At 59.1% G+C, this 26,888-nt stretch carries 24 protein-coding genes; 8 read left to right on the forward strand and 16 right to left on the reverse strand.

The annotated features are described in order from the left end of the window. The first annotated feature begins 10 nt into the window (after nt 1-10). The 7 genes from V6607_RS11605 to V6607_RS11635 all read left to right on the forward strand — a co-directional run bounded on the left by V6607_RS11605 (nt 11) and on the right by V6607_RS11635 (nt 7,455). Nucleotides 11-1,024, forward strand: coding sequence for a nitronate monooxygenase (locus V6607_RS11605; protein ID WP_338743891.1), 1,014 nt, complete (start codon nt 11-13; stop codon nt 1,022-1,024). Beyond that, on the forward strand, nt 1,021-1,809 hold the full coding sequence (locus V6607_RS11610; protein ID WP_338743892.1) for a fumarylacetoacetate hydrolase family protein: 789 nt from the start codon (nt 1,021-1,023) through the stop codon (nt 1,807-1,809). Before V6607_RS11605 ends, V6607_RS11610 begins: the two co-directional genes overlap by 4 nt. Before the next feature lie 107 nt (nt 1,810-1,916). Continuing rightward, nucleotides 1,917-3,782 carry a feruloyl-CoA synthase gene (locus tag V6607_RS11615; protein WP_338743893.1) on the forward strand — a complete coding sequence of 622 codons (1,866 nt, stop codon included), beginning with the start codon at nt 1,917-1,919 and terminating at the stop codon, nt 3,780-3,782. Next, nucleotides 3,772-4,719: an acetaldehyde dehydrogenase (acetylating) gene (locus V6607_RS11620; protein WP_338743894.1), complete on the forward strand. Its 948-nt coding sequence runs from the start codon at nt 3,772-3,774 to the stop codon at nt 4,717-4,719. Before V6607_RS11615 ends, V6607_RS11620 begins: the two co-directional genes overlap by 11 nt. 11 nt (nt 4,720-4,730) lie before the next feature. Further along, nucleotides 4,731-5,762 carry a 4-hydroxy-2-oxovalerate aldolase gene (gene dmpG, locus V6607_RS11625; RefSeq protein WP_338743895.1) on the forward strand — a complete coding sequence of 344 codons (1,032 nt, stop codon included), beginning with the start codon at nt 4,731-4,733 and terminating at the stop codon, nt 5,760-5,762. Further along, nucleotides 5,759-6,760, forward strand: coding sequence for a CDP-6-deoxy-delta-3,4-glucoseen reductase (locus V6607_RS11630; RefSeq protein WP_338743896.1), 1,002 nt, complete (start codon nt 5,759-5,761; stop codon nt 6,758-6,760). The genes dmpG and V6607_RS11630 overlap by 4 nt, the downstream gene beginning before the upstream one ends. Before the next feature lie 29 nt (nt 6,761-6,789). Further along, complete coding sequence (locus tag V6607_RS11635; RefSeq protein ID WP_338743897.1) at nt 6,790-7,455, forward strand: flavin reductase family protein; 666 nt, start codon at nt 6,790-6,792, stop codon at nt 7,453-7,455. A gap of 132 nt (nt 7,456-7,587) precedes the next feature. Here V6607_RS11635 and V6607_RS11640 read toward each other — a convergent pair whose 3' ends face one another. Genes V6607_RS11640 through V6607_RS11650 form a run of 3 tightly spaced genes read right to left on the reverse strand, consistent with a single transcriptional unit; the run spans nt 7,588 to nt 10,508 of the window. Further along, nucleotides 7,588-8,049: a lipocalin-like domain-containing protein gene (locus tag V6607_RS11640; protein WP_338743898.1), complete on the reverse strand. Its 462-nt coding sequence runs from the start codon at nt 8,047-8,049 to the stop codon at nt 7,588-7,590. Nucleotides 8,050-8,063: 14 nt separating this feature from the next. Next, nucleotides 8,064-9,554, reverse strand: a complete 1,491-nt coding sequence (locus tag V6607_RS11645; protein WP_338743899.1) for a CoA transferase — start codon at nt 9,552-9,554, stop codon at nt 8,064-8,066. 15 nt (nt 9,555-9,569) lie between these two features. Continuing rightward, a complete protein-coding gene (locus tag V6607_RS11650) occupies nt 9,570-10,508 on the reverse strand; it encodes a 3-hydroxyacyl-CoA dehydrogenase NAD-binding domain-containing protein (protein WP_338743901.1) in 939 nt (312 codons plus the stop codon). Between the two features lie 140 nt (nt 10,509-10,648). Between V6607_RS11650 and V6607_RS11655 the strand changes: the two genes are divergently transcribed. Then, complete coding sequence (locus tag V6607_RS11655; RefSeq protein WP_338743903.1) at nt 10,649-11,515, forward strand: LysR substrate-binding domain-containing protein; 867 nt, start codon at nt 10,649-10,651, stop codon at nt 11,513-11,515. A 154-nt stretch (nt 11,516-11,669) separates the two neighbouring features. Here the strand turns inward: V6607_RS11655 and V6607_RS11660 are convergent, their stop codons facing one another. The 13 genes from V6607_RS11660 to paaK form a co-directional block, all read right to left on the reverse strand. Continuing rightward, the gene (locus V6607_RS11660) at nt 11,670-13,043 is read right to left on the reverse strand and encodes an outer membrane protein transport protein (protein WP_338743905.1); all 1,374 of its coding nucleotides are present in this window, start codon (nt 13,041-13,043) and stop codon (nt 11,670-11,672) included. A 132-nt stretch (nt 13,044-13,175) separates the two neighbouring features. Further along, complete coding sequence (styC, locus tag V6607_RS11665; protein ID WP_338743906.1) at nt 13,176-13,685, reverse strand: styrene-oxide isomerase StyC; 510 nt, start codon at nt 13,683-13,685, stop codon at nt 13,176-13,178. A gap of 89 nt (nt 13,686-13,774) precedes the next feature. Next, the gene (gene styB, locus V6607_RS11670) at nt 13,775-14,287 is read right to left on the reverse strand and encodes a styrene monooxygenase NADH-dependent flavin reductase subunit StyB (protein WP_338743907.1); all 513 of its coding nucleotides are present in this window, start codon (nt 14,285-14,287) and stop codon (nt 13,775-13,777) included. Between the two features lie 60 nt (nt 14,288-14,347). Beyond that, the gene (gene styA / locus V6607_RS11675; protein ID WP_338743908.1) at nt 14,348-15,595 is read right to left on the reverse strand and encodes a styrene monooxygenase subunit StyA; all 1,248 of its coding nucleotides are present in this window, start codon (nt 15,593-15,595) and stop codon (nt 14,348-14,350) included. A 176-nt stretch (nt 15,596-15,771) separates the two neighbouring features. Next, nucleotides 15,772-16,401, reverse strand: coding sequence for a response regulator (locus V6607_RS11680; protein WP_338743909.1), 630 nt, complete (start codon nt 16,399-16,401; stop codon nt 15,772-15,774). After that, complete coding sequence (locus tag V6607_RS11685) at nt 16,398-19,286, reverse strand: ATP-binding protein (RefSeq protein WP_338743910.1); 2,889 nt, start codon at nt 19,284-19,286, stop codon at nt 16,398-16,400. The genes V6607_RS11680 and V6607_RS11685 overlap by 4 nt, the downstream gene beginning before the upstream one ends. Before the next feature lie 297 nt (nt 19,287-19,583). After that, nucleotides 19,584-21,635, reverse strand: coding sequence for a phenylacetic acid degradation bifunctional protein PaaZ (gene paaZ, locus V6607_RS11690; protein WP_338743911.1), 2,052 nt, complete (start codon nt 21,633-21,635; stop codon nt 19,584-19,586). A gap of 146 nt (nt 21,636-21,781) precedes the next feature. Next, a complete protein-coding gene (gene paaE / locus V6607_RS11695) occupies nt 21,782-22,858 on the reverse strand; it encodes a 1,2-phenylacetyl-CoA epoxidase subunit PaaE (protein ID WP_338743912.1) in 1,077 nt (358 codons plus the stop codon). A gap of 21 nt (nt 22,859-22,879) precedes the next feature. Next, a complete protein-coding gene (paaD, locus tag V6607_RS11700; protein WP_338743913.1) occupies nt 22,880-23,413 on the reverse strand; it encodes a 1,2-phenylacetyl-CoA epoxidase subunit PaaD in 534 nt (177 codons plus the stop codon). After that, nucleotides 23,400-24,167 carry a 1,2-phenylacetyl-CoA epoxidase subunit PaaC gene (gene paaC / locus V6607_RS11705; protein ID WP_338743914.1) on the reverse strand — a complete coding sequence of 256 codons (768 nt, stop codon included), beginning with the start codon at nt 24,165-24,167 and terminating at the stop codon, nt 23,400-23,402. The genes paaD and paaC overlap by 14 nt, the downstream gene beginning before the upstream one ends. Before the next feature lie 8 nt (nt 24,168-24,175). Continuing rightward, complete coding sequence (paaB, locus tag V6607_RS11710) at nt 24,176-24,457, reverse strand: 1,2-phenylacetyl-CoA epoxidase subunit PaaB (RefSeq protein ID WP_338743915.1); 282 nt, start codon at nt 24,455-24,457, stop codon at nt 24,176-24,178. Between the two features lie 16 nt (nt 24,458-24,473). Beyond that, the gene (gene paaA, locus V6607_RS11715) at nt 24,474-25,463 is read right to left on the reverse strand and encodes a 1,2-phenylacetyl-CoA epoxidase subunit PaaA (RefSeq protein WP_338743916.1); all 990 of its coding nucleotides are present in this window, start codon (nt 25,461-25,463) and stop codon (nt 24,474-24,476) included. Between the two features lie 96 nt (nt 25,464-25,559). Then, the gene (gene paaK / locus V6607_RS11720; RefSeq protein ID WP_338743917.1) at nt 25,560-26,870 is read right to left on the reverse strand and encodes a phenylacetate--CoA ligase PaaK; all 1,311 of its coding nucleotides are present in this window, start codon (nt 26,868-26,870) and stop codon (nt 25,560-25,562) included. Between the last annotated feature and the right edge of the window lie 18 nt (nt 26,871-26,888).

A 26,888-nucleotide genomic window follows, 5' to 3' on the forward strand; every position in this document is an offset into this window, starting at 1 on the left:
AGGCTGGCCGATGAGCCTGAAGAATTTACCTGCTGGTGCCACTACACCTGCACGTTTGACTGCGCTGCTCAATAGCCTGCGCATTCCCGTGATGGCGGCCCCGATGTTCCTGGTTTCGGGGCCCGATTTGTTGAAGGCCTGCTGTCGTGCAGGTGTGATCGGTAGTCTTCCGGCACCCAATGCGCGAACGATTGAAGTTCTCGAATCCTGGTTGCTAGGTGCCTGTGAGGATTTCAAGGCGGCAGAGGAGGAGGGGGTCGAGTTGGCGCCTTGGCTGTTCAATATGATCGTGCATAGCACCTACGATCGTTACCCTGCGGAGCTTGAACTGGTTCGCCGCTTTCAGCCGCCGATTGTCTCAACCGCACTGGGAAGCCCCAAGCGTGTCACCGACACCGTCCACGGCTACGGTGGGCAAGTCATCTCTGATGTCATCACCCCGGCCATGGCTCGCAAGGCAGTTGACGCAGGCGTTGATGGGCTGATTCTGGTTTGCAATGGCGCCGGCGGCCATACGGGGCACTACAACCCTTTCGCCTTCATCGCCGAAGTGCGCGAATTCTGGGATGGCCCACTGGGCCTGGCGGGTGCTATTTCCACAGGCCGCGATGTCCATGCTGCGCAGGTAATGGGTGCTGATTTCGCCGTGGTAGGCACTCGCTTCATTGCCACGACCGAAAGCCTTGTCAGCGATGATTACCGAGACATGCTTGCTCAGTGCTCCATGGACGATTTGGTGCCTACCAAAGCCGTGAGCGGAGTGCTGGCGAACTGGATGAAGCCTTCCTTGGATAAAGCCCAGATCGACCCTACGACTCACCAGGTCGGCGCTATCGACTTTTCCGGGAACATCGCGAGCGCGAACAAGGCCTGGAAAGATGTCTGGTCAGCCGGGCACGGCGTGGGTCAGGTCAAGCGCCCGATGACTGCTCGACAGCTGGTCATGGAGCTTGAAGCGGGTTACCGCGCCAGCCTGGACCACCCAATCGCCCATCCTCTTGATTGCCTTGGAGCCCACGCATGAGCCAAATAACCGAACGATTGAAAGACGCAGCGAATGCCTTGCACTCGTCGCGAGAAACCGGTGTGCCTGTTGGAAGGATTTCCGAGCGTTTTGATATCCATACCGTGGAAGATGCATACGCGGTGCAGGAGTTCAACACTGAGCGGGCGTTGCAGGCTGGCCGACGCTTGTCCGGGCGCAAGGTTGGTTTAACGTCGGCAGCCGTGCAACAGCAACTGGGTGTTGATCAGCCCGATTTTGGCATGTTGTTCGCGGATATGGAGGTCGTCGACGGCGGCCAGATAGATCACAGTCGACTGATTCAGCCCAAAGCTGAAGGTGAAATCGCTTTCGTCCTCAAGCGTGATCTGCGTGCGACCGACACGACTTTGGCTGAGCTGCTAAGTGCCGTTGACTACGTGCTGCCTGCGCTGGAAATCGTCGACTCGGCCATTGAAGACTGGAAAATTACCATCGTGGATACCGTCGCGGACAATGCCTCCAGCGGATTGTACGTCCTGGGCAAACACCCGGTGCCCCTGGCCGACCTTGATTTGAGCCTTGAAGGGATGACCTTGAGTAAAAACGGCGACCAGGTATCGATGGGCGTGGGTGCAGCCTGTTTGGGCAACCCGTTGGATGCTTGCCTCTGGTTGGCCCGCAACATGGCTAGAGCAGGAAGACCTTTGCTGGCGGGTGACGTACTCCTCTCTGGCGCCTTGGGCCCGATGGTGCCTGTTAGCGCGGGCGATCGCCTGCACCTGCGGTTGACTCGCCTGGGCGAGGTCAGCTGCCAATTCGTATAGCCCTTGCAACGATCTGATTCCAGCTCGCCTTGAGTGCGGCGAGCAGCACCTGAAGCAACAACAAGAACAATGAAGCGCCGCAGTTAGGCGCTCAGGAGGCTGTAAACGTGACTGACCTATTCAATGGCCAGCTATTGGCCCCCGCGCGCGTGGAATTTGAGGAGCGCGCCGATGGCGGCTTCGTTCTGCGCTCGCCCGTAGCCCTGCAACCTTACGCACGCTGTGTCGGTGAGTGGCTCGAGCATTGGGCTGTGGTACGACCTGATCATACCTTCCTGGCCGAGCGCCGGGAGGGCGTCTGGCATCGTCTCTCCTATGCCGACGCTCGCCTGAAAGTTGGAAAACTGGCTCAAGGATTGCTCGAGCTTGATCTGCCAGGCGGTTCGCCCCTGGTGGTGCTGTCCGAGAATGACATCGACCACGCCTTGTTATCGTTGGCCGCCATGCACGTGGGTATACCCGTATCGACCATTTCGGTCGCGTATTCCCAGTCTGCAGGTGATTGCGCAAAGTTGGGCGCAATCCTGGGCGCCCTGAAACCAGGGGCAGTTTTCGTCACCGATGGTCAACGCTATGCCAGAGCCCTGTCCCTGACACAACTGGCATGCCCCGTCATCGTGGGCCGTCATGCAAATCAAGTGCAGGGCGCCATCGCTCTGGAAACGTTACTGGCAAGAAATGAGACGCCCGATGTCATGGCTGCATTTGGACGTTTGGGGCCTGATCATCATGCACGCTACCTGCTGACATCAGGCTCCACCGGCGTGCCAAAGGTTGTTGTTACCACCCACCGCATGCTCTGCGCCAATCAGCAAGCGATTGCGCAGTGCTGGAAGTTCTTGGAGCGCAGTGAAATCGTGATCCTGGATTGGTTGCCATGGAGCCATGTGTTTGGAGGAAACCATAACTTCAACTTGGTACTGCGCAATGGGGGAGCCCTTTATATCGACGACGGAAGGCCAATGCCGGGGTCGATTGAGCGCACGCTCGAAAACATTCGAACAGTCAAACCGACGCTTTTCTTCAACGTACCGAAGGGGTACGAGGTCATGCTTCCCCACCTGGAGGCTGACGCGGATCTGGCGCAAGCCTTCTTCGAGCGCCTGGATATGGTTTTCTACGCTGGCGCAGCGTTGCCGGCGAGCGTGTGGCAACGTTTGAAAGCAGTTGCCGCCCAGGTTCGAGTCTCTCCTTTGTTCTTCGCATCAGAATGGGGCTCCACAGAAACTTCACCTGTACTGACCAGCGTGCACTATCCCATCGAGATGTCCGGCAATATCGGTTTGCCGGTGCCCGGGGTCGAGATCAAGTTCGTGCCCAGCGCAGATAAGCTGGAAATGCGCGTGCGTGGGGAATCGGTCTTCAAGCAATACCGAGACAGTGCTGAGCTCACCGCGCAGGCTTTCGACGAAGAAGGTTATTACCGTATCGGCGATGCGGGGGCATTGATCGATCCTGCTGCGCCAGAAAAAGGCATCCGGTTCGACGGGCGTGTTACCGAAGACTTCAAGCTCACCAGCGGTACTTGGGTATCGGTAGGCACATTGCGCCTGCGGGTTCTGAGCGCGTTGTCGCCTTACGCTCAAGACTGCGTCATCACCGGCCATGATGGAGATGCCATTGGTGTCCTGTTGTTTGCAGCGCCGGCCCTGCGAGCGCTTGCAGGAGAGCGTGGCCATGCGATGTCTGCCGATGAGCTAGCGGCCTCGATTCTGGTACGTGAAGTTCTGTTGGCAGGGCTCGTGCGCCTGGCGCAAGAAAGTCCTGCCTCCTCTCAACATGTCAATCGACTCATCATTCTTGACACCCCGGCAGACCTCGAAGCCGGTGAGATCACCGACAAAGGTTACATCAATCAACGCCAATCACTGACTCTGAGGGCCGATCAGGTCGCGCGTCTGCACGCCGATCGGCCCGACAGGGCGGTCATCTTGCTCGAAGAAGCCAGAGGAGCACTTTCCCATGCCAGCTAAACGTAAATCCAAGGTCGCCATCATTGGTTCCGGCAATATCGGCACCGACTTGATGATCAAGATTCTTCGCAATGCACAACACCTTGAGATGGCGGTGATGGTGGGCATTGACCCTGCTTCGGATGGTTTGGCACGGGCTCAGCGCATGGGCGTTGCGGTCACCCACCAAGGGGTAGAGGGGCTTTCACGCATGCCTGAGTTTGCCGACATCGACTTCGTTTTCGATGCGACGTCAGCCGGTGCGCACGTCAAAAATGACGCCTTCCTGCATGCATTGAATCCCGGCATACGCTTGATCGACCTGACGCCTGCGGCGATCGGCCCCTACTGCGTGCCTGTTGTCAACCTGGAGCAGAACCTGGCGCAGTTGAACGTGAACATGGTGACTTGTGGCGGGCAAGCCACCATTCCCATGGTGGCAGCAGTCTCGCGGGTCGCCAAGGTGCACTACGCGGAAATTGTCGCCTCCATTGCGAGCAAGTCAGCCGGGCCTGGCACCCGCGCGAACATTGATGAATTCACGGAAACGACCTCCAGGGCTATCGAGGTCATTGGTGGCGCTCGTAAAGGAAAGGCAATCATCGTGATGAACCCCGCCGAACCACCGCTGATGATGCGCGACACGGTGTTTGTATTGTCCGAGGCTGCTGATCAAGGTCGGGTCGCAGCTTCCATCGAGGAAATGGCTCAGGCGGTTCAGGCATACGTTCCTGGTTATCGCCTGAAGCAGAAGGTTCAATTCGAGGTTGTTCCTGAAGACGCTCCGCTGACGATTCCAGGATTGGGGCAGTTCAGCGGTCTCAAAACCTCCATATTCCTGGAGGTCGAAGGCGCTGCTCACTACCTGCCGGCGTATGCCGGAAACCTCGACATCATGACCTCCGCGGCGCTGGCCACCGCTGAACGTATGGCCCAATCCCAACATAACGCCGCTTGAGGAGAGCAGACATGAACCCAAACAAAAAGCTCTACATCAGTGACGTGACGCTGCGCGATGGTAGCCATGCCGTCCGTCATCAGTACTCGCTGCGCAATGTCCAGGACATCGCCCGAGCACTCGACAAAGCCCGTGTGGATTCGATTGAAGTTGCGCACGGTGATGGCCTGCAAGGCTCAAGCTTCAACTACGGCTTTGCGGCACACACCGACCTTGAGTGGATAGAGGCGGCGGCTGACGTCATCAGCCATGCCAAAATCACGACCTTGCTGTTGCCCGGAATCGGCACGGTGCATGACCTCAAGGCTGCCTACAACGCTGGAGCCCGAGTGGTTCGGATCGCGACCCATTGCACCGAAGCGGATGTCTCGAAGCAGCACATTGAATTCGCACGCGAACTAGGTATGGACACTGTGGGCTTTCTGATGATGAGTCACATGATCCCTGCCGAGCAGTTGGCGGCGCAGGCCGGGCTCATGGAGAGCTACGGCGCCACGTGTGTGTACATGGCTGACTCCGGCGGCGCCATGAACATGCAAGATGTGCGTGACAGATTTCGAGCCTTCAAGGCGGTGCTCAAGCCTGAAACCGAGACAGGTATGCACGCCCATCACAACCTGAGCCTGGGGGTGGCGAACTCCATCACTGCCGTTGAGGAAGGGTGCGATCGCATTGACGCAAGCCTCGCAGGGATGGGGGCAGGTGCAGGAAATGCACCTCTGGAGGTATTCATTGCTGCGGCCGATCGTCTAGGCTGGAACCACGGCACCGACCTTTACACCTTGATGGATGCCGCTGATGACATCGTTCGGCCGTTGCAGGATCGCCCGGTACGGGTCGATCGCGAAAGCCTTGCGCTGGGTTATGCAGGCGTCTACTCGAGTTTCCTGCGGCATGCAGAAATGGCGGCTGCCAGGTACGGGCTGAAAACGGTCGACATTCTGGTGGAGCTGGGCAAACGGCGCATGGTCGGTGGCCAGGAAGACATGATTGTCGACGTCGCATTGGACTTGCTGGCAGCAGGTCGTGGAGGCGCGGTATGAGTTTCCACGTTTCGATCCAGCCGTCGGGACAGTCCTATGGCGCGGCGCCAGGCCAGACCATTTTGGATGGCGCATTGGCCCAGGGACTGATCCTCAAACACAGCTGCCGTGAAGGTACTTGCGGCAGTTGCAAGGGGAGAGTGGTCAGCGGTGAGGTTGATCACGGTGAGAGCCCTCTGGAAGTTCTCTCGCTGGCAGAGCGAGAACAAGGTTTGGCATTATTCTGCTGTGCCACCGCTTGCTCTGAGTTGGTCATTGATGCACCGGAGGTTACTGAAATTCGGGGAATCTCGGTTCAGCAGACGGCGGGGCGTGTCGCGAGCATCGAGAAGGTCAGTAATGATGTTGCTATCTTGCGGCTGATGCTACCGCCTCAACATAGCTTCAACTATTTACCGGGGCAGTACGTCCAGGTGCTCCTGAAGAATGGCGAGCGGCGCAGCTACTCCATGGCTACCAGCGTCCTGCACGATAATCAGCTTGAGTGGCATGTCCGGCACATGCCCAACGGGGTATTCAGTGGGCACGTGTTCAATGCCCTTAAGCCTAAGGAGTTACTGCGCCTGGAAGGGCCTTTCGGCGGCTTTTTCCTCAGGAACACGGATCGTCCAATGGTGTTCCTGGCCAGCGGTACCGGGTTTGCCCCGATCCAAGCGTTGTTGGAGCAGTTGCAGCAGCAGGACAACCGCCGCCCGGTTTATCTTTACTGGGGAGGGCGCAAGCGTGCTGACCTGTACCGCCATGCCGAGCTTCTAGCGTTGGAAAAAGAGTTGACCTGGTTGCGCTACACACCCGTGCTTTCCGACCCGGGTCCCGAGTGCGCGTGGGATGGCGCGATCGGGTTCGTGCACAAGCAGGTCATGAAGGAGTTCAGCAGCCTGCGTGATTTCGAAGTGTATGCCTGTGGTGCGCCAATCGTCGTGGACTCGGCGCGGGCTGAGTACGTCAAGGAGCGCGGGTTGGACAGTGAGCGTTTCTATGCCGATGCTTTCGTGTGAATCACTTTTCTGGATCTAAGGTGCCGCCTATGTTCTATGAACCTGGTATTACCCCTCACGGTTTACCTTTCGACCCCTTCAAGTCCTGCGTCGTACCGCGCCCAATTGGTTGGATTTCAACACGCAGCGCTAAGGGGGTCGATAACCTGGCCCCCTACAGCCAGTTCACCAACGTTAGCTTTGATCCGGCAATGGTCATGTTCTCTTCGAATCAGACTACCGACGGCCACCGCAAGGATAGCGTGATCAACGCGGAGCAGACTGGGGTGTTCATCTGGAACATGGCTACCTGGGCGCTCAGAGAAGCGGTCAACGTGTCGGCGCAGGAACTTCCCTTCGGCGTTGACGAATTTTTGCATGCTGGCCTGCACAAATCCCCAGGGCGATGCGTAGCAGCGTCTCGGGTGGCGGCGTCTCCCATTCAGTTCGAATGCCAATACCTGCAAACCGTTCGGCTGCCCGGCAACGGCCCCATGGGCACGGTAGATGTAGTGTTCGGCAAGGTGGTTGGCGTGCACATTGCCGACGCAGCGTTGACGGCAGATGGCAAGGTCGACGTGGTCGCACTGCGGCCGTTGGCGCGAATGGGCTATTTTGATTACACGACCGTGGAGTCACGGTTCGAAATGGTCATCCCTGACTCGACGAAGTTGTTGGCCGGCCTTGAAGGCTCGTCGCTAGGCAACGTTCGTTGATGTCCGGCGCGATGAGTGCGATCGGAGCTCATCGTCCTGAACGTAGATGACGTGCTCAGGAACATTCGAAACAGCGGCCTTAGGTCGTTGGTCAGGTGCTCACCGAGCAATAGCTCGGTGAGCACGTACAGGTCAGTTGCGTTTATGTTTCGCGCGGTGCCACGTCAGGTACGACATGACGACTTTTCCTTTGGAGTTGATAGGGGTAGCGGTGCTGAGTTTCAGTACTTCACCATCTGTTTCTACTACACGGGGCTGGGTCTGGCCCGTCCAGTTGGGGAACAGGGAAACCGTCATGGAATGGGTTAGCGTCTGAGCACTTTCATCAACTTCATAGGGGCCGGAATAGGCGATGTAGGTTGACGCTTCGGCCTGGTATTCCTCCGGGGAGCCATTGAACCAATCCCCGGATGCAAAGTTTTGTCTTTCAGGCAGCATCAGCTGCGCGGACATGAAGCCATCGTGGGTGTAGAGGATAAGCCCCTTGGGTGCATTTCCTAGCGGGTAGGAGTCTGGGGAGCCGTCCAGTGGTTTCTCAACATAGGAAACCAACTCCCACGCGCCCATCAACTTCTCTCCTAGTGACTTAATCATGCAACGTTCTCCAATTAACGATCGAGCCATTGCGGGGCGCTTGAGCCGCGCGGCACGAGGGGGATTTCGTAGTGACCGGGTGTCGCCGACATCTGCACCTGGTCAGTGACACCTTGATAGAAACCACAGGGTGTCTGGGCGCTGAACAGCTCTGGGGCGCGGTAGGCATGGTCACCCTCCGTGCCCGCAACTTCGTAGGCGTAATCCTTGTCGAAGATCCCCATTTCCAGAAGCCAGATCGATAGCCTGGCCAGGGAAACCCTGACTCGATAGCTGCCGCCTTCTGTGGCGCGACGCTTCAACGCGATTGCAGTGCCGACGGTTGCCAGCCAGGACATGACGTAGTCATTGACGACAAAGATTTCTGTCAGCTTAGGATTTTCAGGAGTGCCTTCAAGAGCGAAGACGCCACTGACGCCGCCAGCATTTTGATCAAACCCGACTCGATTCGCCCAGGGGCCTTCGTGCCCGTATAGCGACATGTCGACATGAATGATGCCTGGCTTGATCTGGGCCATGGCATGGGCTGAGAGGTTGAGCTTATCGAGATACCCCGGGCGCCGATTCGAGAAGAAGACGTCCGCCCCCTTCAGCAGCTCGCGAAACTTTGCCATGGCATCGGCCTGGCCGATGTCCAAAGTGCAGGAGCGCATGCCTACGTTCGCGGTGTAGTAGACGAGATCCATTTCAAAATCCAGGGGGCGCCAGACGTTGAGCACATCGGCGCCGTGGTACGCGAGGGCGCGACCAAGACCTGATCCGGCGATGACATGGCCAAGCCCGAGGGCCCGAATCCCGTCCAACGGCGTTTTTGGATCAGCCGTGAAAGGAATGGGATCGCAGTCGGCGATCTTTTCGATTTCGATCAGGGGCAGTGCTTCCAGGTAGGGGAATTGCTCACATTCGAGAAATTCCTCAACTGTACGAACCATCGTGGCCTGCAGGCCTGCACTGTTAGCGGCTTCCTCCAGGTCACGCGCATCCCATTTTCGCACTTGCTCAGCGATCGCCTGCGGGCTGTCGCAGCAGCCTAGGAAGGATAGCGCAGAAGATTTCGACCGCGGGTAAATGTTCATCAGCTGCATCCAGCGCCCATCGCGGGTCTTGTACATGTGGCTGGGCATGAATGGGTTGCCGGGATCAGATGGCACGCCAGGCGCGTAGCCGTTGAGCAATTCCCATTTCTTGTCGTAAAAAGGGCAAAGTCGGTGAAGCACTTGTCCCAAGTCGACTGACAGGTCTTGGCCTTCGCCTGTGCGGGTGCGCCAGAGATCAGCGATTGCCACAGCTTTGGCCATCAGCCCTACACCTGCCATGGTTGCCAAGGGGAGGGGGCTTTTAATGATCGGGTCTTTGCCCGAAAAGGCGACTTTGCCACCTGCTGACTCGATACTGAGACCGACGCTTTTCAATACCTTGGCGAGCTCATGCAGCGGGTCAAGTACATCATCGCTGCGCATGGGCGTGGTGAGGGCAGAACGAATATTCTCTTTCAAAAATGACATGGCAAATGCCCCCCTTCAAGGCAATAGCGGTGCGTTCTGCTTCAAATTCAGCAGCTGGATAAGTACGTCGTCGCGTTGCACATTGACGTCCGTGACTGAACTGCCCTGAAGCTCTTCATCTACGCCTTGAGCGAACAGCTTGTTAAGCGACGGCGAAAGTCCAAGCTCGCCCAAGTCTTTCCACCAGCTCTCGATGGGGGGGCCCAGATGCTCCAGTACATGGGCGATCCCACCGGCACCGCCCGAAAGGTGCAGGTTCATGAATGGGCCAAGGAGCGCCCAGCGCAGGCCTGGCCCATGGGCGATAGCGGTGTCGATATCGCTGACTGAGGCGACGCCTTGCTCTACGAGATAAAAGGCTTCACGCCACAGTGCTGCCTGCAAGCGGTTAGCAATGTGCCCGGGTACTTCACGCCGGATATGAATCGGTTTTTTGCCTATCGAAGTATAAAAATCCAAAGCGCGCCGGATGGCGTCCGGTGAGGTCAGTTTGCCGCCGACGACTTCGACCAGAGGAATGAGGTGAGGCGGGTTGAACGGGTGACCTAGCAGAATGCGTTCTGGATGCTTGGCTGCATCTTGTACTTCACTGATCAGGATGCCGGAGGAGCTGGTGGCTATCAGCGTATCGGTTGGTGCCGCCGCGTCAATCTGGGCAAACAGATCACGCTTTATATCCACGCGCTCCGGTCCGTTCTCCTGAATGAAGGTCGCGCCTTTTACGGCCTTGGCCAAATCACTCTCAAAGTGCAGGCGTGCTTTTGAGGCATCGGGTGCCAGTCCGATGCGCTCAAGGGCGGGCCAGTTGTTTGCTACCTGCTCACGCAGGCGCGATTCGGCATTTGGCGCGGGGTCTGTTGCCACTACGTCATAGCCCTGAGCCAGAAAGTACGACGCCCAACTAGCACCGATGACACCGGTTCCAACCACCGCAATGGAATGGGGTGACTGCATTTAGATATCCTCCTAATAGCGTAGCCGCTATGTGATTCAGGTATTGTGTGCTTGTTTGCCTGATCACATTAGTCCCGCATGGTGGACATCATCCAATATTTTGTTTACCTTGATTCATGCTTTCAAGGTATAGGTATAACATGGAGCTTCGTCATCTGCGCTACTTCGTCAGTGTTGCTGAGGCAGGCAGCTTTACTCAGGCCGCAGTGCGACTGCACACTGTCCAGCCCTCGCTTAGTCGTCAAATAAAGGACCTCGAAACCTACCTAGGTGTAACACTCTTCGAACGTAGCACCCGTCAGATGTCCCTGACGCCCGCCGGGCTTGTATTTCTTGACGAAGCACGGCTGGTGCTTTCGCAGGCCGATCGGGCAGTGGCCCGAGCTCGGCAAACGGCACGAGTGCAAGCCGGATCGCTGGCATTGGGGTTTCTCTTCGGCGTCGAGATGGAGTTGCTGGTACGCGTTATGAAGGCGCTCAACAGTGACCTCAACTCGGTCACCCTGACCATGCACAACATGTCATCGCCCGAATTGATCAAGGCGCTCCATAATCGTGAGATTGATGCCGCTTTCGTCCGCCCCTCGCCAGACTGCGAAGGCCTTAACCTGAAAAGCTTGCACCACGAGCGGCTCGCTGCGGCCGTGCCTGCCGACCACCCCTTTGCATCGTTGGGCGCCGTGACCGCACAGGAACTGGCTCTACAGCACTTCATCACCGTCGCCCATCAGCATGCTCCAATCTTGAGGGAGCTCGTGGATGGATATTTCGAAACAGCACAGGTTTCCTTGGCCTCTAGCTATGAGGCAGAAAATCTCATGATGGCGCTTTCGCTCATCAGTTCGATGGGAGGCGTTACCTTGCTGCCGGAGTATGCGCAGCGACTCTATCCTGCTGGCGTGGTCTCCGTCCCCTTGAGCGGGCAGTCGCCGACGATTGAGTTGGCTCTGGCGTATCACCCGGATAACCGAACTCCAGCATTGGAAGCTTTTCTCCAGGTCTTCTGAGCGAGTGGGGTTGCTCTACCCAACCGTGAGTAGAGGGTAGCCGCCTTCGAGGCAGGCCTCGGTGGATGTGTCAGGTTGTGTAATATTCCCTGAGAGCGTGGGGGCCAATAGGCCAGGGAAACAAGACAATTGGCCGGTGCATGCCCCCGCGTTACTAGAAATCATAGGTGTAGCCCAATACAAAATTGTCCTGGGAGTGCGTGTTTTTGATCGGTACGGCTGTGTTGGGTAAAACGCTGTTATAAGTCGTTTCCTGGAGGGCATGATCATAGGCAAAATCAACACGGCTGGAGGCGCTCACCTGGTATGAAAAACCTGTGGTGATATGTTTGGTGGGCGTCACTGGCAAGGTCGCGAACAACTGCGAGCCCTGTGCAGCCTTCGTCCCTTGTCTATAGCCTGCACGCAACGTCCAATTGCCGATTCGGTAGCTGGTACCCAAGGCTCCAATCGTTTGATCCCTGTAGGTCTGTGGGAACTGCAGATTCAGGTCTTGTCCCTGAGAATCGACAAAGTTGACCTTGATATCCTTCATGGCGTCTCTCCAAAAGACGCGCGATACATCGGCTGTGACAAGCCAGCGATCAGTTATCGCGTGGCTGACGCCGATGCTTAGCGACGCCGGCATCTGGAAATCGCGAACTTCGATCTTTCCGTTGATCGGGATCTGACCTGCGATTCGATCCACCGCAGTGACAGTGGCGTTGCCCTTGAGATCGGCCATTTGGCTTTTGAAGTTGTAGGCAACCCCTACGTGCGTGGTTTCTGTGGCTTTCCACAACAGCCCAATACGCCCACCGATTCCCCAAGCGTCGGCGCCGCTGGCCAAAGGCTGATCTTTACTGAAGCCTATATGGGCCCCGTCCAGGGCAGGCAGGCTGCCTATCACGGGTACGAGGCTACCAGTGGAGCGGCCACTGCCTATCAGCGAACCGACTTGGTTTGCGCCAAACATCATGTTGATGTTCATGCCCATCCACATGGCATCTACGCTTGCGCCGACCGTGAGTTGATCGTTGATATCAAAACTGAATGCCAGTGGTATGTTCAATACAAGGAGCCGGCTGCTGTTGTCGAGACCGGTAGGCGCGCCGCTGACGCCGTTGGACAGAAAGCTGTCCTTGCCGTACTCAGTGCCTAGCCCGCCTTGAGCGAATGCTCCGATGCCTACTGCCCAGCGATCAGCGCGGTAGCTGTAAGAAAGCTCGGGCGCGTAGTAGGGGCCGCGATTATTGGACTTATCATGGCTATTGGCGGTCTCGCCCGTATCCTGATTACGTGTCTTGATGTCGGTGGTGACCACGTCAGCGCCAATGCTGAAGTGGCTTCCAGCGCTTTGCAGTGAGAGAGTCGCCGGGTTGCTCATCATGCCGGCGTTCCCGACGTCATAACTCATGGCAGTGCCACCCATGGCCCGGGATACAGGGCCGAAGCCCTCCATACGCAATACGTCGGTGGCAGCAGCGTAATTGCACAGCACTGCTAACGGCAGGCAGCTAGCTGCACAAACAAGCGATTTATTGTTCATCTTCTTGTCTCGTTCATTGTTGTTATTGTTATTTGGCTAGGCGGTGGATCATCAGCACGATAAAGAGTAGGGCCACGGCGTGGCCCTCCTTGATTAGTAAGCGAGCACCATCTAGTTCATGGCAATACCTCATCATTCGGCCACGGCGCGGCCGATCGTCTTGGCTGTCTGGGGAGTTTTAAGGGCTTGGTAACCGATCACAAAAAGTGCGGCGAGGGCAAGTACGCCAAAGAGGTATGCCGGTGCTAGGGCGATAACGCTGAAAATATCGCCAGGCCCGAAGTGATTGGCGCCAAACGTCAGGCCGCGGTTGGGCGAGAGGTTGGAAAAGAAGTAGAAGCAGACGTTTGACCAGCCGTCTAGCACGATTGTCCATCCCAACAAACGTGCGGTTTTTTCTGCAAATCCCAGGCTGGGCAGTACAAATGCAACAGCGATCACCATCATCCCGTTCAACGCGGGGCCTGCGTGGGCTTTAGCCCAGCCCTCAGGAGACCCTGGGATATGAAATTGAATGATGTAGCCAGGGATGATTTCAAAGCCGCCTACCAAGTGCATCCATAGGCCGACGCCGAATAGCAGTGTGCAGAAAATCATCAAAATGCCGTGGCCGGCCATCTTGCGAGAAAACGTACTGAGCATAATCGATCTCCTTTGCACGACTCGATTACGAGTGCTGGCAACGCGAGTCGTAGTTTCTTGTTATTGGGGGGCGCGGATGGATCAGGTTGTCATCCTAGCGGGGAGGGATTGCGGTGGTAACGGCTGGCGAAGAACAACAAAGGTTGAGGGGCTTCGTGGCTGATCAGGTCGCACGCCATGACGCGTGAAATCAACAGCGTGTGATCGTGCACCACCAATGTGTCTTCAACCTCACATTCAAACCATGCCAGTGCTCCCTCCAGCGTGGGCAGTTCGTTGCGCACACTAAACGCGGGTAAGACGCTATCCTCAAGCACTCTCTTGCTGAAGTAGGCTGATGAAGCCTGCTGATGCTCAGCCAGGATACTGACGCCGTACCGGCCGCATTGGGTGATTAGATCCAGCATGCGTCCAGGCTTGAGCGAAACCATGACAGTGGGAGGATCCAGGCTGATCGAGGTAAAGCTGTTCACGGTCATGCCGTGTACCTGTCCATCGTCAGCTTGCGCGCTGATGACGGCGATCCCGGTTGCAAAGAGCGAGATCGATTGGCGGAAGCACTTCGCATCCGTAGCAGGGAGTGAACTAAGGGCGACTGACATAGATATTCATCCGAGTGAGCTGTGTAATGCCGACCGCTTGTGCAGTCGGCGGCCGAAACTTCAGGCGGCTACCTTAGGGGCGTGCCGTGCGCACCAACTGCCGAGCCGTTGCGCGCTCGAGAAGTAGTCCCATTGCTGTTCGGGGTAGTTGAAGTTGTCGGTGAACTCATCCGCCATTTCGCGGCTTTGGCTCAGGATAATGAGGAAGTCCACAAACTCCTGCGGGACTTGTGAAAGGCTGGTGAGCATAAAGTTCGTCCATCGCGTAGCGCACAGCACGCGGTCGGTGCGCCGGCGCTCCAGATGCTCGCAGAACCGTTGGTCATACACTGATTGAGCGACAATTTCCTCTCCCAAAATCCAGGCTGCGTGTGACGCCACGTTGGCGCCTTGGCCAAGAACCGGGTCAACGGTCGCTTGCACGTCTCCCAAGCCGATAACGGTTTTGCCGTTCTTCAACTGGATGCTGCCATTGCGAAAAGCCGGTACGACACCCCCTTGAAGGATGTCCAGGGGGCCGTTGGCGAGGTCGAATTCTTCGGGGTCAATGCGTTCAGCTACGGATGGATGATGCTTGCGAAGCTTCTCTAGCAGTAGTGCCATGAATGCCTTCGGATCGTCATCGTATTTAGTGTTGGAGAGCACCTCCAGATCTGCCCCGAAGTGGTTTTCCATCACCAAGGCCGTCACCATGCCGTTGAACGACAGCGTTGGAATCTCGATGAGCTCGCCATGCCCAGGTGAGAAAGACATGGTAACCGCGCGAATCGGCGCCTCTTTGATGCCCTTGAAAAGTCCCACGCAGAGCGCACGCTGCGGACGTTCGAAAGGAGAGTTTTCAAGCTGCTTGTCGAACAGAAAGCCCAGTGATGCTTTGCCCGTGCAAACCACCAGAAGATCAAATTCTTCAGAGAGCGCTTCCAAGCCCTCTGCCGACACCGCGTCGTACTTGATAACGCCGCCGCGAGCCAGGAAAGCATTCATCAGCATTGGCTGGTAAAGCCGATAGTCGACCGCCCGGCTTGGAGCCTTCAGGTCGCCATAAAAGTGCATCGGCTGAGGGGTGCCGACGTAGTAGTAGTGGCCAAAGTAACCATACTGCTCTGAAGGCCATTCGTTGACCTCGAGTGCCTCCTCGCGGCTTACCGTGACCGCATGGTGCGCCACCGTATTAAGCAGCCGCATCGAGGCATATTCTTCAGGTTTGCGATCGGTAAACACCGTCACATCGACATCGTGCTGGCGGAGGAAAAGACCTAGGTGCAAGCCGGCAGTGCCAGCGCCGATGATTCCAATACGCTTTTTCATGGTTAGATCCTTATTTTTGTTTTGCTTGGACACGACCTAAGCTTAAAGGCGCGACGGCATCCTCACCATAAACCATGGTTTAGAAATGCAATTTACAACGAATTTTCTCGATGTGCAGGCCACGCAGGTGCGCAGCCAGTCGGAAGGGATAGGGAAAGAAGGAGAATAGAGAGATGTCACTTTACGCTACGGTAAATCTTTGAGTCGCTAATTAGTTGTATCAGGTCAGGCAGCGATTTCGCCTCTATTTTTTGCATAATGTTGTGCCGATGGACTTTTACGGTGACCTCGGCAATACCCAGCAAAGCGCCTATCTGCTTGTTGAGCATGCCCTTCACGGCAAAATTCATTACCTCATGCTCACGGGCGGTGAGGCGTTCGAACCGTGCCTGCAAGCCCATGTGAAACTCATCGCTGCTTCTGCGCTGCGCGTCCATTGCCAGACCCTGGGCGACTGCATCCAGCAACGCCTGCTCCTGGAAGGGCTTGGGCAGGAACTCGAGAGCACCAGCCTTGACTGCGCGTACCGCGCTTGGAATATCCCCATGAGCGCTGATAAAAATGATTGGGATCAGGTCGCTCATGGCCAGAAGATGCTGTTGCAGCTCCGGCCCGCTCATGCCGGGCATTCGCATATCCAGAATCAAGCAGCAGGGGCAGTCAGGACGGCGATACTCAAGGAATGACGATGCGCTCTCGAAGGTTTGCACAGATCGACCGGCTGAACGGAGCAGGCTACTCAAGGCCTCCCTCATGGAAGGGTCGTCATCCACGATGAATACACAGGGCTTTGGCGGTTTCATCATGCTACCTCAGAGCCCGTGGGGAGGTTCAGTCGGAAAGCCGTAGATACGCCGCTGGGAGGCTCGGCCAGGCATTCGAGGAGACCGCCGTGCGCCTCGGCGATGGACCGGCATATCGCTAGGCCCATTCCGAGCCCCTGTTCCTTGGTGGTGTAGAAGGCGTCGAACAGCTGATTTCTCTGGTCGGAGACGATCCCTTTGCCAGAATCCTCCACTTGCAAATAGACGGAGCCTGGCGAAGCAGGCCGCCCTACAAGCGAGAGATTGTGTGGCCTTGGGCAACTCTGCATTGACTCAAGCGAATTCAACAGCAAATTCAAGATGACCTGTTGCAGCTGAATCCGATCACCTGAGACGCAAGCAAGGCTATCCGGTACGTCCACGCGCAGCGTGATGTCTTGCATGCGCAGCGGCTCACTGATGAATTCAAGCACCTGGTTCACCAGTTCAGCGAGTTTCAGCGGCTGCACATCACGCTCTCCACGCTTCAAAAACTCGCGAATTCGCACAATTACCTGAGCAGCTCTCAAACTATCCCGGCTGATACTGCGCAGGCTGCTCATCGCCTCTGGATGGTTGGGGGGATCTGCTTCAAGCCAGCGTCGGCAGGCATTGCTGTTGGTTGAAATGGCTGCGAGTGGTTGGTTGACCTCATGTGTGATGGATGCAGCGAGTTCGCCCAGAGTCGTCACCCGCATGACTCTGGCCAGCTCCTCCCGAGACTCCTGAAGCGCGTGCTCCGCCATTTTTCTACGGTCAATATCCTCCACTACACCAATTAGCGAAGGAGGGCTGTCCCCCGTAGCGGGCATCAACGACACGCTCGATTGAGTCCAGAGCGAGTGGCCGTTTTTGTGCACAAACCTTTTTTGATAGCGATATTCGCAAATGTGGCCATCCAGCAGTGACTGCAGGCGCTCATCGGTGACGTCGCGGTCCTGAGGATGAGTGAGGGCTAGAACGCTGACGCCTTTGAGCTCCTCCGGGGTGTAGCCCAGCATCTGACAAAAAGCGGGATTGGTGGTAAGAAAACGCCGTTGATGATCGACCACGGCAATACCGATGGCAGAGCGTTCATAGATAGCTCGCCATCGTGCCTCCGATTTGCGCCTGGCTTGCAGGCTTCGCTGAAGCGCCTGGCGGCCGTGGATCAATTCGCTCGCGAGCTGAACCAGGTCAGCGTTGTGGGTTTCCAGTTCATTCTGCAAGGCGACCCGTGCCCTGCGCATCATGACCAGGTTGCGAACCCGGCTGACCAGCTCGGGGATGAAAAAAGGCTTGGTGACATAATCCTGAGCCAGATCGGTCAGAAGGGATAGCCTGAGCTCCTCGTCGGCACGAGCCGAGAGAACCAGGACGGGCACTTGGGCGAGTGCAGGCAAGGCGCGCATCTGGTGCAGCATCTGATCACCGCTCAACTGCGGCATCATCAGATCGGTGATGACTAGATCAGGCGTGCGTTGCTGCATGGCAATCAGGCCTTGATGCCCATCGTTAGCCGTCCTGACATGAAACTCGCTCCCCAGCACACGGGAAATCAACTGACGCATGTCGGGGTTATCCTCCACCACCAATACATCGGCGCCTGTATTCTCGCTTTCGGCCAACTCGACACTCTCCGGCACCTGAGGATCGCGCCAGCGGAAGGGTGCCGGGGATTGCAATACTCGGGCTTCGGTGGGGGCGAAAAGGGGAAGTTCCACTTGGAAAAGAGCACCTGAACCCGGTGAGTCGGCGACTGCAACGATACCTCCGTGCAATTCGACGAATTCCTTGACGATGGCCAGCCCTAGCCCAGTTCCCGATTGGGAGCCTTCGGCATCACCCTGCTGAAAACGCTCGAAAATTTTGTCGCGTAATGAGTGGGCGATGCCGATGCCGCTGTCCTGCACGGTCAGCAAAAGTCGATCTCCCATTTTTCGTGCACTGCAGCTGATCCGCCCACCATCGGGAGTTGCTTTGAAAGCATTGGAGAGCAGGTTGAAGATGACCTGATTAACCTTGTCCGCATCTAGCTCTGCCGTAATTGGCTCCGGGACGAGCGCCACGCAGCTGATTTTATGCAGCGCCGCGTGGGCGGCGAAATGAGATGTCACGTCCTCTATGAGCGTGCCAACATCGGTTCGAAAATAATTTAACGTCATCTTCCTTGCATCCAGCTTGGCAAGGTCAAGCAGCTCGTTGACTCGGCGCAATAGCGTGACGGCATTGCGCCGGATGCTTGCCAGGCCGGTGAGCTGTTGGGGGGCCAATCCTTCGGGGTTAGCTAGCAGCTCGTCAAGCGGCGCCAGAATGAGCGAGAGCGGAGTGCGCAGTTCATGGCTCAGGTTGGAGAAAAATCGGCTTTTACCCATGTCCAGCTCCTGGACCTGGCGAACCAGTTGCTCCAATTCCTCTCGCTTGCGGCTGACCTCAAGCTCAATGTGCTTCTTCTCCGTGATGTTTCGCCCTTCGGCCACGAGGAACACAACTTCACCATCGTTATCCCTCACCGGGGTCAGCGAGTAATCGACAGTGATTGTTACTTCACCACTTGCCTCACCATAAATCTCCATATCGCAGCGAATGAATTCGCCGGCTGCAACACGTTGGACGTATTCCTGCTGCTGCGCCCGGCTGTCCCTGGACAGAGCAAACCAGCGGGCTTCCCAGAATGGAACCCCACGCAGGTCTTCGATCCTTTGGCCCGCGCCCGCCAAGGCGGGTAGATTGATTTCCAGAATGGTGCCGTTTTTGTCGAGAAGGCCGGCGAAGTGATACATCTGATCGAGAATAATCCTCGCCATTTTTTCCCGTTGGCTCTGCAGATCGTCATGCTTGCTCAGCGTCACGGAGCCTACATAGAGTTGCGATGTGTGGCGGAACAGCACGTCATTTATTCTCAGCATGAAGGCACGCCTTGATGGGTTTCTAATTGTTATGGGTATTCTAGCCGGCCAGGCTTGCGGCGGCTTTCGACCATCCTCACTCAGACATCCATCAAGGCTGCTAAAAAATACCAACGCAGGGTCGAGGTGTAGGCTTTGGCCGCCCGTCTTGACGGGAACGGGCTGTTTGGTCTCGTCAGGGGCGTCACCGGCTGCTTTCTGGTCGGCGTACAGCGATGGCATGGGAGTCATCGCCAGCGAGCGGCGGGTGCGCAGGTATCTGCGCAAGCTCCATCGCTGGGATGACGGCTATCCCTATCAGGCTCCGCGTTTGACCACCAGCGTCAGAATGTCGTAACTGGCCACCACCTCGTCATTCTGATTGGTGACCTCCACGTCCCAAGCCACTACCCCCTGCGGATCGCCCAACGGGCTGGCCTTGCCCTGGTCTATCTTGCGCTTGCAAGTCAGCCGCGCGCGAATGGTGTCGCCGATGCCCACCGGGTTGATGAAGCGCAGGTTGTCGAGGCCATAGTTGGCCAGCACCGGACCCTCGCCAGGGTAGACGAACAGCCCGGCCGCCGCCGACAGCACGAAGTAGCCGTGGGCGATGCGCTTGCCGAACTGGGAGTTTTTCGCGGCGATTTCGTCGAAGTGCATGTAGAAGTGGTCACCCGACAGGCACCCGAAGTTCACCAGGTCGGCCTCGGTCACGGTACGCCGGTGGGTCAACAGCGATTCGCCAATCTGCACGTCCTGGAAGTAGCGGCGGAACGGGTGCACCTCGGTCTCGATGACCTTGGCGCCGCGCACGAACTCGCCGGTCACAGCGCTGAGCATGGTCGGCGAGCCTTGCACGGCGGCGCGTTGCAGGTAGTGCTTCACCGCGCGCAGGCCGCCCAGTTCCTCGCCGCCGCCGGCACGGCCGGGGCCGCCGTGCTTGAGTTGCGGCAGCGGCGAGCCGTGGCCGGTGGATTCGGCGGCGGCGTCGCGGTCGAGAATCAGCAGGCGGCCGTGCCACGCGGCGATGGCCGGGGCAGCCTTGGCGGCGGTGGCGGGGTTGTGGGTGACCAGGCTGGCGACCAGGCTGCCTTTGCCGCGGGCGGCCAGGGCGAGGGCTTCGTCGAGGTCGTCGTAAGCCATCAGGGTGCTGACCGGGCCGAAGGCTTCGATGTCGTGGGCGCCGCCTTCGGCATGGGGATCGCGGGCCTGCAGCAGGGTCGGGGCGAAGAACGCCCCTTCCTCGACACCTTCGCCGCGCGGGGCGAAACCGTCGCGGGCGCCGAACAGCAGGTCGCTGCTTTGCAACAGCATGTCCAGGCGTTCGCCGACGTCTTTCTGTTGCGCGTGGGAGGCCAGAGCGCCCATGCGCACGCCTTCCAGCGCGGGGTCGCCGACCACCACCTTGGCCAGCCGTGAGCGGATGCCCTCGGCGACCGCATCGAGGTGCAGGCGGGGCACGATGGCGCGGCGGATGGCGGTGCATTTCTGCCCGGCCTTGGTGGTCATCTCGCGCACCACTTCCTTGATGTACAGCTCGAATTCCGGGTCGCCCGGAGCAACGTCCGGGGCGAGGATGGCGCAGTTCAGGGAGTCCGCCTCGGCGGTGAAGGGCACGCTGTGGCGGATCAGGTTGGCGTTGACCCGCAGCTTGGCGGCGGTGTCGGCGGAGCCGGTGAAGGTCACCACATCCTGGCCCTGCAGGCGGTCGAGCAGGTCGCCGGTGCTGCCGATCACCAGTTGCAGGCTGCCCGGTGGCAGCAGGCCGGATTCGTCCATCAGCCGCACCACGGCTTCGGTCAGGTAGCTGGTGGCGGTGGCCGGCTTGACTACGCAGGGCATGCCCGCAAGGAAGCACGGCGCGAATTTTTCCAGCATGCCCCAGATCGGGAAGTTGAAGGCGTTGATGTGCACCGCCAGGCCGCCGCGTGGCACCAGAATATGGGTGCCCGCGAATTGGCCGAGCTTGCCCAGCGGCATGGCCGGGCCTTCGTGTACCACATTGCCGGACGGCAGCTCGCGGCCGCCAATGCCGGCGTAGCTGAACAGTGTGGCGTTGCCGCCTTCGATATCGACCCAGCTGTCGGCGCGGGTAGCGCCGCTGTGGTGGGACAGGGCGTAGAGCTGTTCCTTGCGCTCGGCCAGATACAGGGCCAGGGCCTTGAGGCGCTGAGCACGCTGCTGGAAGTCGAGGGCGCCGAGGCTCTTGTTGCCCTCGCGGCGGCCATGGTCGACGGCTTCGGCGAAGTCGATGGGCTCTTCATGGGTGCGCGACAGGGGCTGGCCGTTGAGGGCGCTGCGCAGCACGGTGGCGCCTTGGCTACCGATCCAGCGGCCGGCGATGAAGGATTGCAGGGTAGGGGGCGACATAGGGGGTGGCTCCGAGATTTTTGTTGTTTGTGCGGGCCTCATCGCGAGCATCGCTCGCTCCAACAAAGTCGCGCGTATCCTGTTGGAGCGAGCGATGCTCGCGATGAGGCCGGTGAGTTCAATACAAATTCAATACAAGGCGCGACTCAAACCTGATCGAAATCCAGCACCACTTTCTGGCTAAGCGGATAGGCTTGGCACGACAGCACATAACCCGCCGCCACCTCGTAATCCTCCAGCGCGTGGTTGCTGTCCATTTCCACCTCGCCTTCAATTACCTTGCATTTGCAGGTCGAGCACACCCCGGCCTTGCACGAATAAGGCAGCTCGGCGCCGATGGCGTTGCCGGCGTCCAGCACGCTGACGGTGTTGCGCGGCAGGTCGAAGGCCAAGGCGCGGCCGTCGCTGATCACGGTGATCTGGCTGACCTCCGCATCCAGTTGGCGAGCCGCCTCGCGGGCCTCGCGCTTGCGGCCGTCGTTGAGCGCGCCAAACAGTTCGAAGTGGATGCGCTGGCTGTCCATGCCCTTGGCCTTGAGACTGTCGCGCACGGTTTCGGTCATCTCTTGGGGGCCGCAGATAAAGGCAGCATCGAGGGTTTTCACGTCCAGCCAGCGGGAGAACAGCTGGTCGCACTTCTCGGCGTTGATACGGCCGTTGTACAGCTCCACATCTTGTTGCTCGCGGCTGAACACGAAGATCAGGTTTAGGCGTTGCAAAAAGCGATTTTTCAAGTCTTCCAGCTGCTCGCGAAACAAGGCCCCGGCGCTGGAGCGGTTGCCGTACAGCAAGGTGAAATGGCTGTGGGGCTCGGCGTGCAGGGTGGTCTTGATGATCGACAGGATCGGCGTGATGCCGCTGCCAGCCGCCACGGCCAGGTAGTTGCCATGGCGGGCCGGGTCTAGCGCGGTGCTGAATTCGCCGGCCGGTGGCATCACCTCCAGTTGGTGTCCGGGTTGCAGTTGTTCATTGGCAAAGGCCGAGAAACGCCCGCCTGCGACCTTCTTGATCGCCACTCGCAGTTCGTTGTCGGCGACGCCGGTGCAGATGGAATACGAGCGGCGAACCTCCTCGCCGTCGAGCAGGGTGCGCATCACCAGATGCTGGCCCTGGGTGTAGCGAAATTCGTCCCGCAGTTCGGCCGGCACGTCGAAAACGATGGACACCGCGTCGCGGGTTTCCGGGCGAACCTGCTTGATGGTCAGGCTATGAAAACGGCTCATTTTATTGTTCTCCGCAGCGCATCAGATGCACTTGAAATAGTCGAACGGCTCACGGCATTCGCAGCAGCGGTACAGCGCCTTGCAGGCGGTGGAGCCGAACTGGCTGAGCAGCTCGGTATGGGCGCTGCCGCATTGCGGGCAGAGCACTTCGGGCGCCTCGCCCAGCAGGCTGCGCTTGCTGGTGCTGTGGGCCGGCGGCGCGATGCCGTAGGCCTGCAGGCGCTGGCGGCCGCTGGCGCTGATCCAGTCGGTGGTCCAGGCCGGGGTCAGCTTGCGCAGCAGCTGCGGCGCGGCGAACCCGGCGCTTTCCAGGGCGCTGCGAATGTCGTCCTCGATCACCTCAGTGGCCGGGCAGCCGGAGTAGGTGGGGGTGACCACCACCCGCAGATGGCCGGCGTGCCAGTCCACGTCGCGGACGATGCCCAGCTCCACCACACTGACCACCGGCACTTCCGGGTCCATGACCCGGCTCAGCACCTCCCAAGCGCGCGGCAGGTCGGCGCCCAGCGACACGCGGGCGCCGCGGTCGCTGCCGATCAGCTCACCAGGTTGCATCGGGATAGGCCCTTGGCAGGTACTGCATTTCGGCCAGCAGCATGCCCAGGTGCTCGGTGTGCAAGCCCTCGCGCGCGCTCAGGTAGAACGGCACGGCGGCGGCCGGTACGGGCAGGGTGGCGCGGGCGAACACGTCGGCGACCTTGCTCTGCCAGGCGGCGACGACGTCGTCCTGGTTGCCCAGCACCCCGCTGGCGCGCAGGCGTTGCTCGCTCTCGTGGCTTTCCAGCAGTTCGACGCTGTAGCGCCACAGCTGCTCGATCGCCTTGAGCATGCGTGCATGGCTTTCCTCGGTGCCGTCACCGAGGCGCTCGACCCACTCGCTGGAGCGGCGCAGGTGGTAGGTGACTTCCTTGAGGCCCTTGGCGGCGATACCGGCAATGCGTTCGTCGCTAGAACTGCTCAGGCCGTGCAGCACCTGAAAGTGCCAGGCGTCGTAGAGAAACTGCTTGAGCATGGTCACCGCAAAGTCGCCGTTGGGCTGTTCCACCAGCAGCAGGTTGCGATACTCGCGCTCTTGGCGCAGAAACACCAGGCGGTCCGCGTCGCGGCCGTCGTCCAGCAGTTCGGCGGCGTACTCCAGCCAGTTGCGCGCCTGGCCGATCAGGTCGAGGCCGACGTTGGCCAGCGCCAATTCCTCTTCCAGCGCCGGCGCGTGACCGATCCACTGGCTCAGGCGCTGGCCCTGGACCACGGCGGTGTCGCCCAGGCGCAGCAGGTATTCGATGAGGTCGTGCTGTTCGTTAGCTGGCATGGCGCACCTCACATGTGGCCGACTTCGGGCGGCAGCTCGTAGAAGCTGGCGTGGCGGTAGACCTTGTCGTCGGCGGGGTCGAACAGCGGGTCCTTGTCGTCCGGGGACGAAGCGGTGATCAGCGCCGAGGGCACCACCCACAGGCTCACGCCTTCGCTACGGCGGGTGTACAGCTCGCGGGCGTTCTCGATGGCCATGGTGGCGTCGGCGGCGTGCACGCTGCCCACGTGCTTGTGGTTCAGGCCGTGCTTGCTGCGCACGAACACTTCGAACAGGGTCCAGTCGGACATAACGGCTTCTCCAGCGTCAGGCGGCATTCTTGTTGTGGTGTTTGCGGGCATGGGCCACGGCGGCTTCGCGGACCCAGGCGCCGTCCTCGATGGCTTTTTTACGGGTGGCGACTCGGTCCTGATTGCATGGGCCGTTGCCCTTGAGCACTTCGTAGAACTCGTCCCACTGGATCTCGCCGAAGTCGTAGTGGCCGGTTTCGGCGTTCCACTTCAGGTCCGGGTCCGGGGCGGTGCAGCCCAGCAGTTCGAGCTGTGGGATGGTCTGGTCGACAAAGCGCTGGCGCAGCTCGTCGTTGCCCTGGCGCTTGACCTTCCAGGCCATGGACTGGGCGCTGTTGGGCGAGTGCTCGTCGCTGGGGCCGAACATCATCAGCGACGGCCACCACAGGCGGTTGATGGCGTCCTGGACCATGTCCTTCTGCGCCTGGGTGCCGTGGCGCATCATGGTCAGGAGAATTTCGTAGCCCTGGCGCTGGTGGAAGCTCTCCTCCTTGCAGATGCGCACCATGGCCCGGGCGTAGGGGCCGTAGGAGGTGCGCTGCAGCACCACCTGGTTGACGATGGCGGCGCCGTCGACCAGCCAGCCCACCGCGCCCATGTCGGCCCAGCTCAGGGTCGGGTAGTTGAAGATGCTGGAATATTTCGCCTTTCCGGCGTGCATCTTGGCGATTTCCGTATCGCGATCGGCACCCAGGGTTTCCATGGCGCTGTAGAGGTAGAGGCCGTGGCCGGCTTCGTCCTGGATCTTGGCCATCAGCTGCAGCTTGCGCTTGAGGCTGGGGGCGCGGGTCACCCAGTTGGCCTCCGGCAGCATGCCGACGATTTCCGAGTGGGCGTGCTGGGAAATCTGGCGGATCAAGGTCTGGCGGTAGGCGTCGGGCATCCAGTTCTTGGCTTCGATCTTGATCTCGGCGTCGATCTTTGCCTGGAAGGCGCGCTCCTGCTCGGACATTTCGTCCAGAGTCTTGAGTCGTTTGACGCCGGTGTCGACGAGTTGCGCGTACATGGCGGTTCTCCGCAGTCGGGGCTTGCAATATGTATAAGTGATACAGAAATAAATATCAAACTGAATTTATATGTATCGTGTAATTTGCGTATCGCTTCAGCCGCGTTTGTCGAACACGTGGCAGGCCTTGCCTTCGGACCGCTTGAGCGAGAACGCCGGCTGCAGCACCACCCGCGTGCTGATGCCGATATAGGTCTTGATCTGCTTGCTCAGCTCGCCACACACCGCCTGCTGCTCGGCCGCTGTGAGGTGCTGGTGGTCGGCCTTGAGCTCCACGTGCACTTCCACGGTGTCCAGGTTGCCGTCGCGCGACAGGTGCATTTCGTAGCACTCGCACAATGCCTTGCTCTTGAGCACCTGTTCTTCCACCTGGGTGGGGAACACGTTGACGCCGCGGATGATCAGCATGTCGTCGCTGCGCCCGGTGATCTTGTCCATGCGCCGCATCGGCCGGCCGGCGCCGGGCAGCAGGCGGGTGAGGTCGCGGGTGCGGTAGCGAATCATCGGCAGTGCCTCCTTGCTCAGGGAGGTGAACACCAGCTCGCCGAACTCGCCGTCGGGCAGCACCTCGCCGGTCAGCGGATTGATGATCTCGGGGTAGAAGTGGTCTTCCCATATCGTCGGGTGGCCCTTGCTGTCGGCGCACTCCATGGCCACACCCGGGCCCATGATTTCCGACAGCCCATAGATATCCAGCGCGCTGATGCCCATGCGCTGCTCGATGGCGCCACGTAGTTCGTCGGTCCAGGGTTCGGCGCCGAAGATGCCCAGGCGCAGCTTGAGGCTGTGCGGGTCGATGCCCTGGCGTTCGATCTCGTCGGCGATGTTGAGCATGTAGGAGGGCGTGACCATGATGATGTCCGGCTGGAAGTCACGAATCAGCTGCACCTGCTTTTCGGTCTGGCCGCCGGACATGGGAATCACCGTGCAGCCCAGGCGCTCGGCGCCGTAGTGGGCGCCCAGGCCGCCGGTGAACAGGCCGTAGCCGTAGGAGATGTGCACTTTGTCGCCCTTGCGCCCGCCGGCGGCGTGGATCGAGCGGGCGACGATATTGGCCCAGGTGTCGATGTCGTTCTGGGTGTAGCCGACCACCGTCGGCTTGCCGGTGGTGCCGCTGGAGGCGTGCAGGCGCACCACCTCGTCCATGGGCACGGCAAACAGCCCATAGGGGTAGTTGTCGCGCAGGTCGGCCTTGCCGGTGAAGGGGAACTTGCTCAGGTCTTCGAGGCTTTTCAGGTCGTCAGGGTGCACGCCCAGGGCATCGAAGCGCGCGCGGTAGGCGGGCACATTCTGGTAGGCGTGGTTGAGGCTCCAGCGCAGGCGTTCCAGTTGATGGCTGCGCAGCTGATCGACGCTGGCGTGTTGCAAGGGGTCCAGCAGGGCTTCGCGGTCTAGGTACATGTTCATGGCTTCACTCGATTATTG

The organism is Pseudomonas sp. KK18, from assembly GCF_037094675.1.
GTDB lineage: Bacteria > Pseudomonadota > Gammaproteobacteria > Pseudomonadales > Pseudomonadaceae > Aquipseudomonas.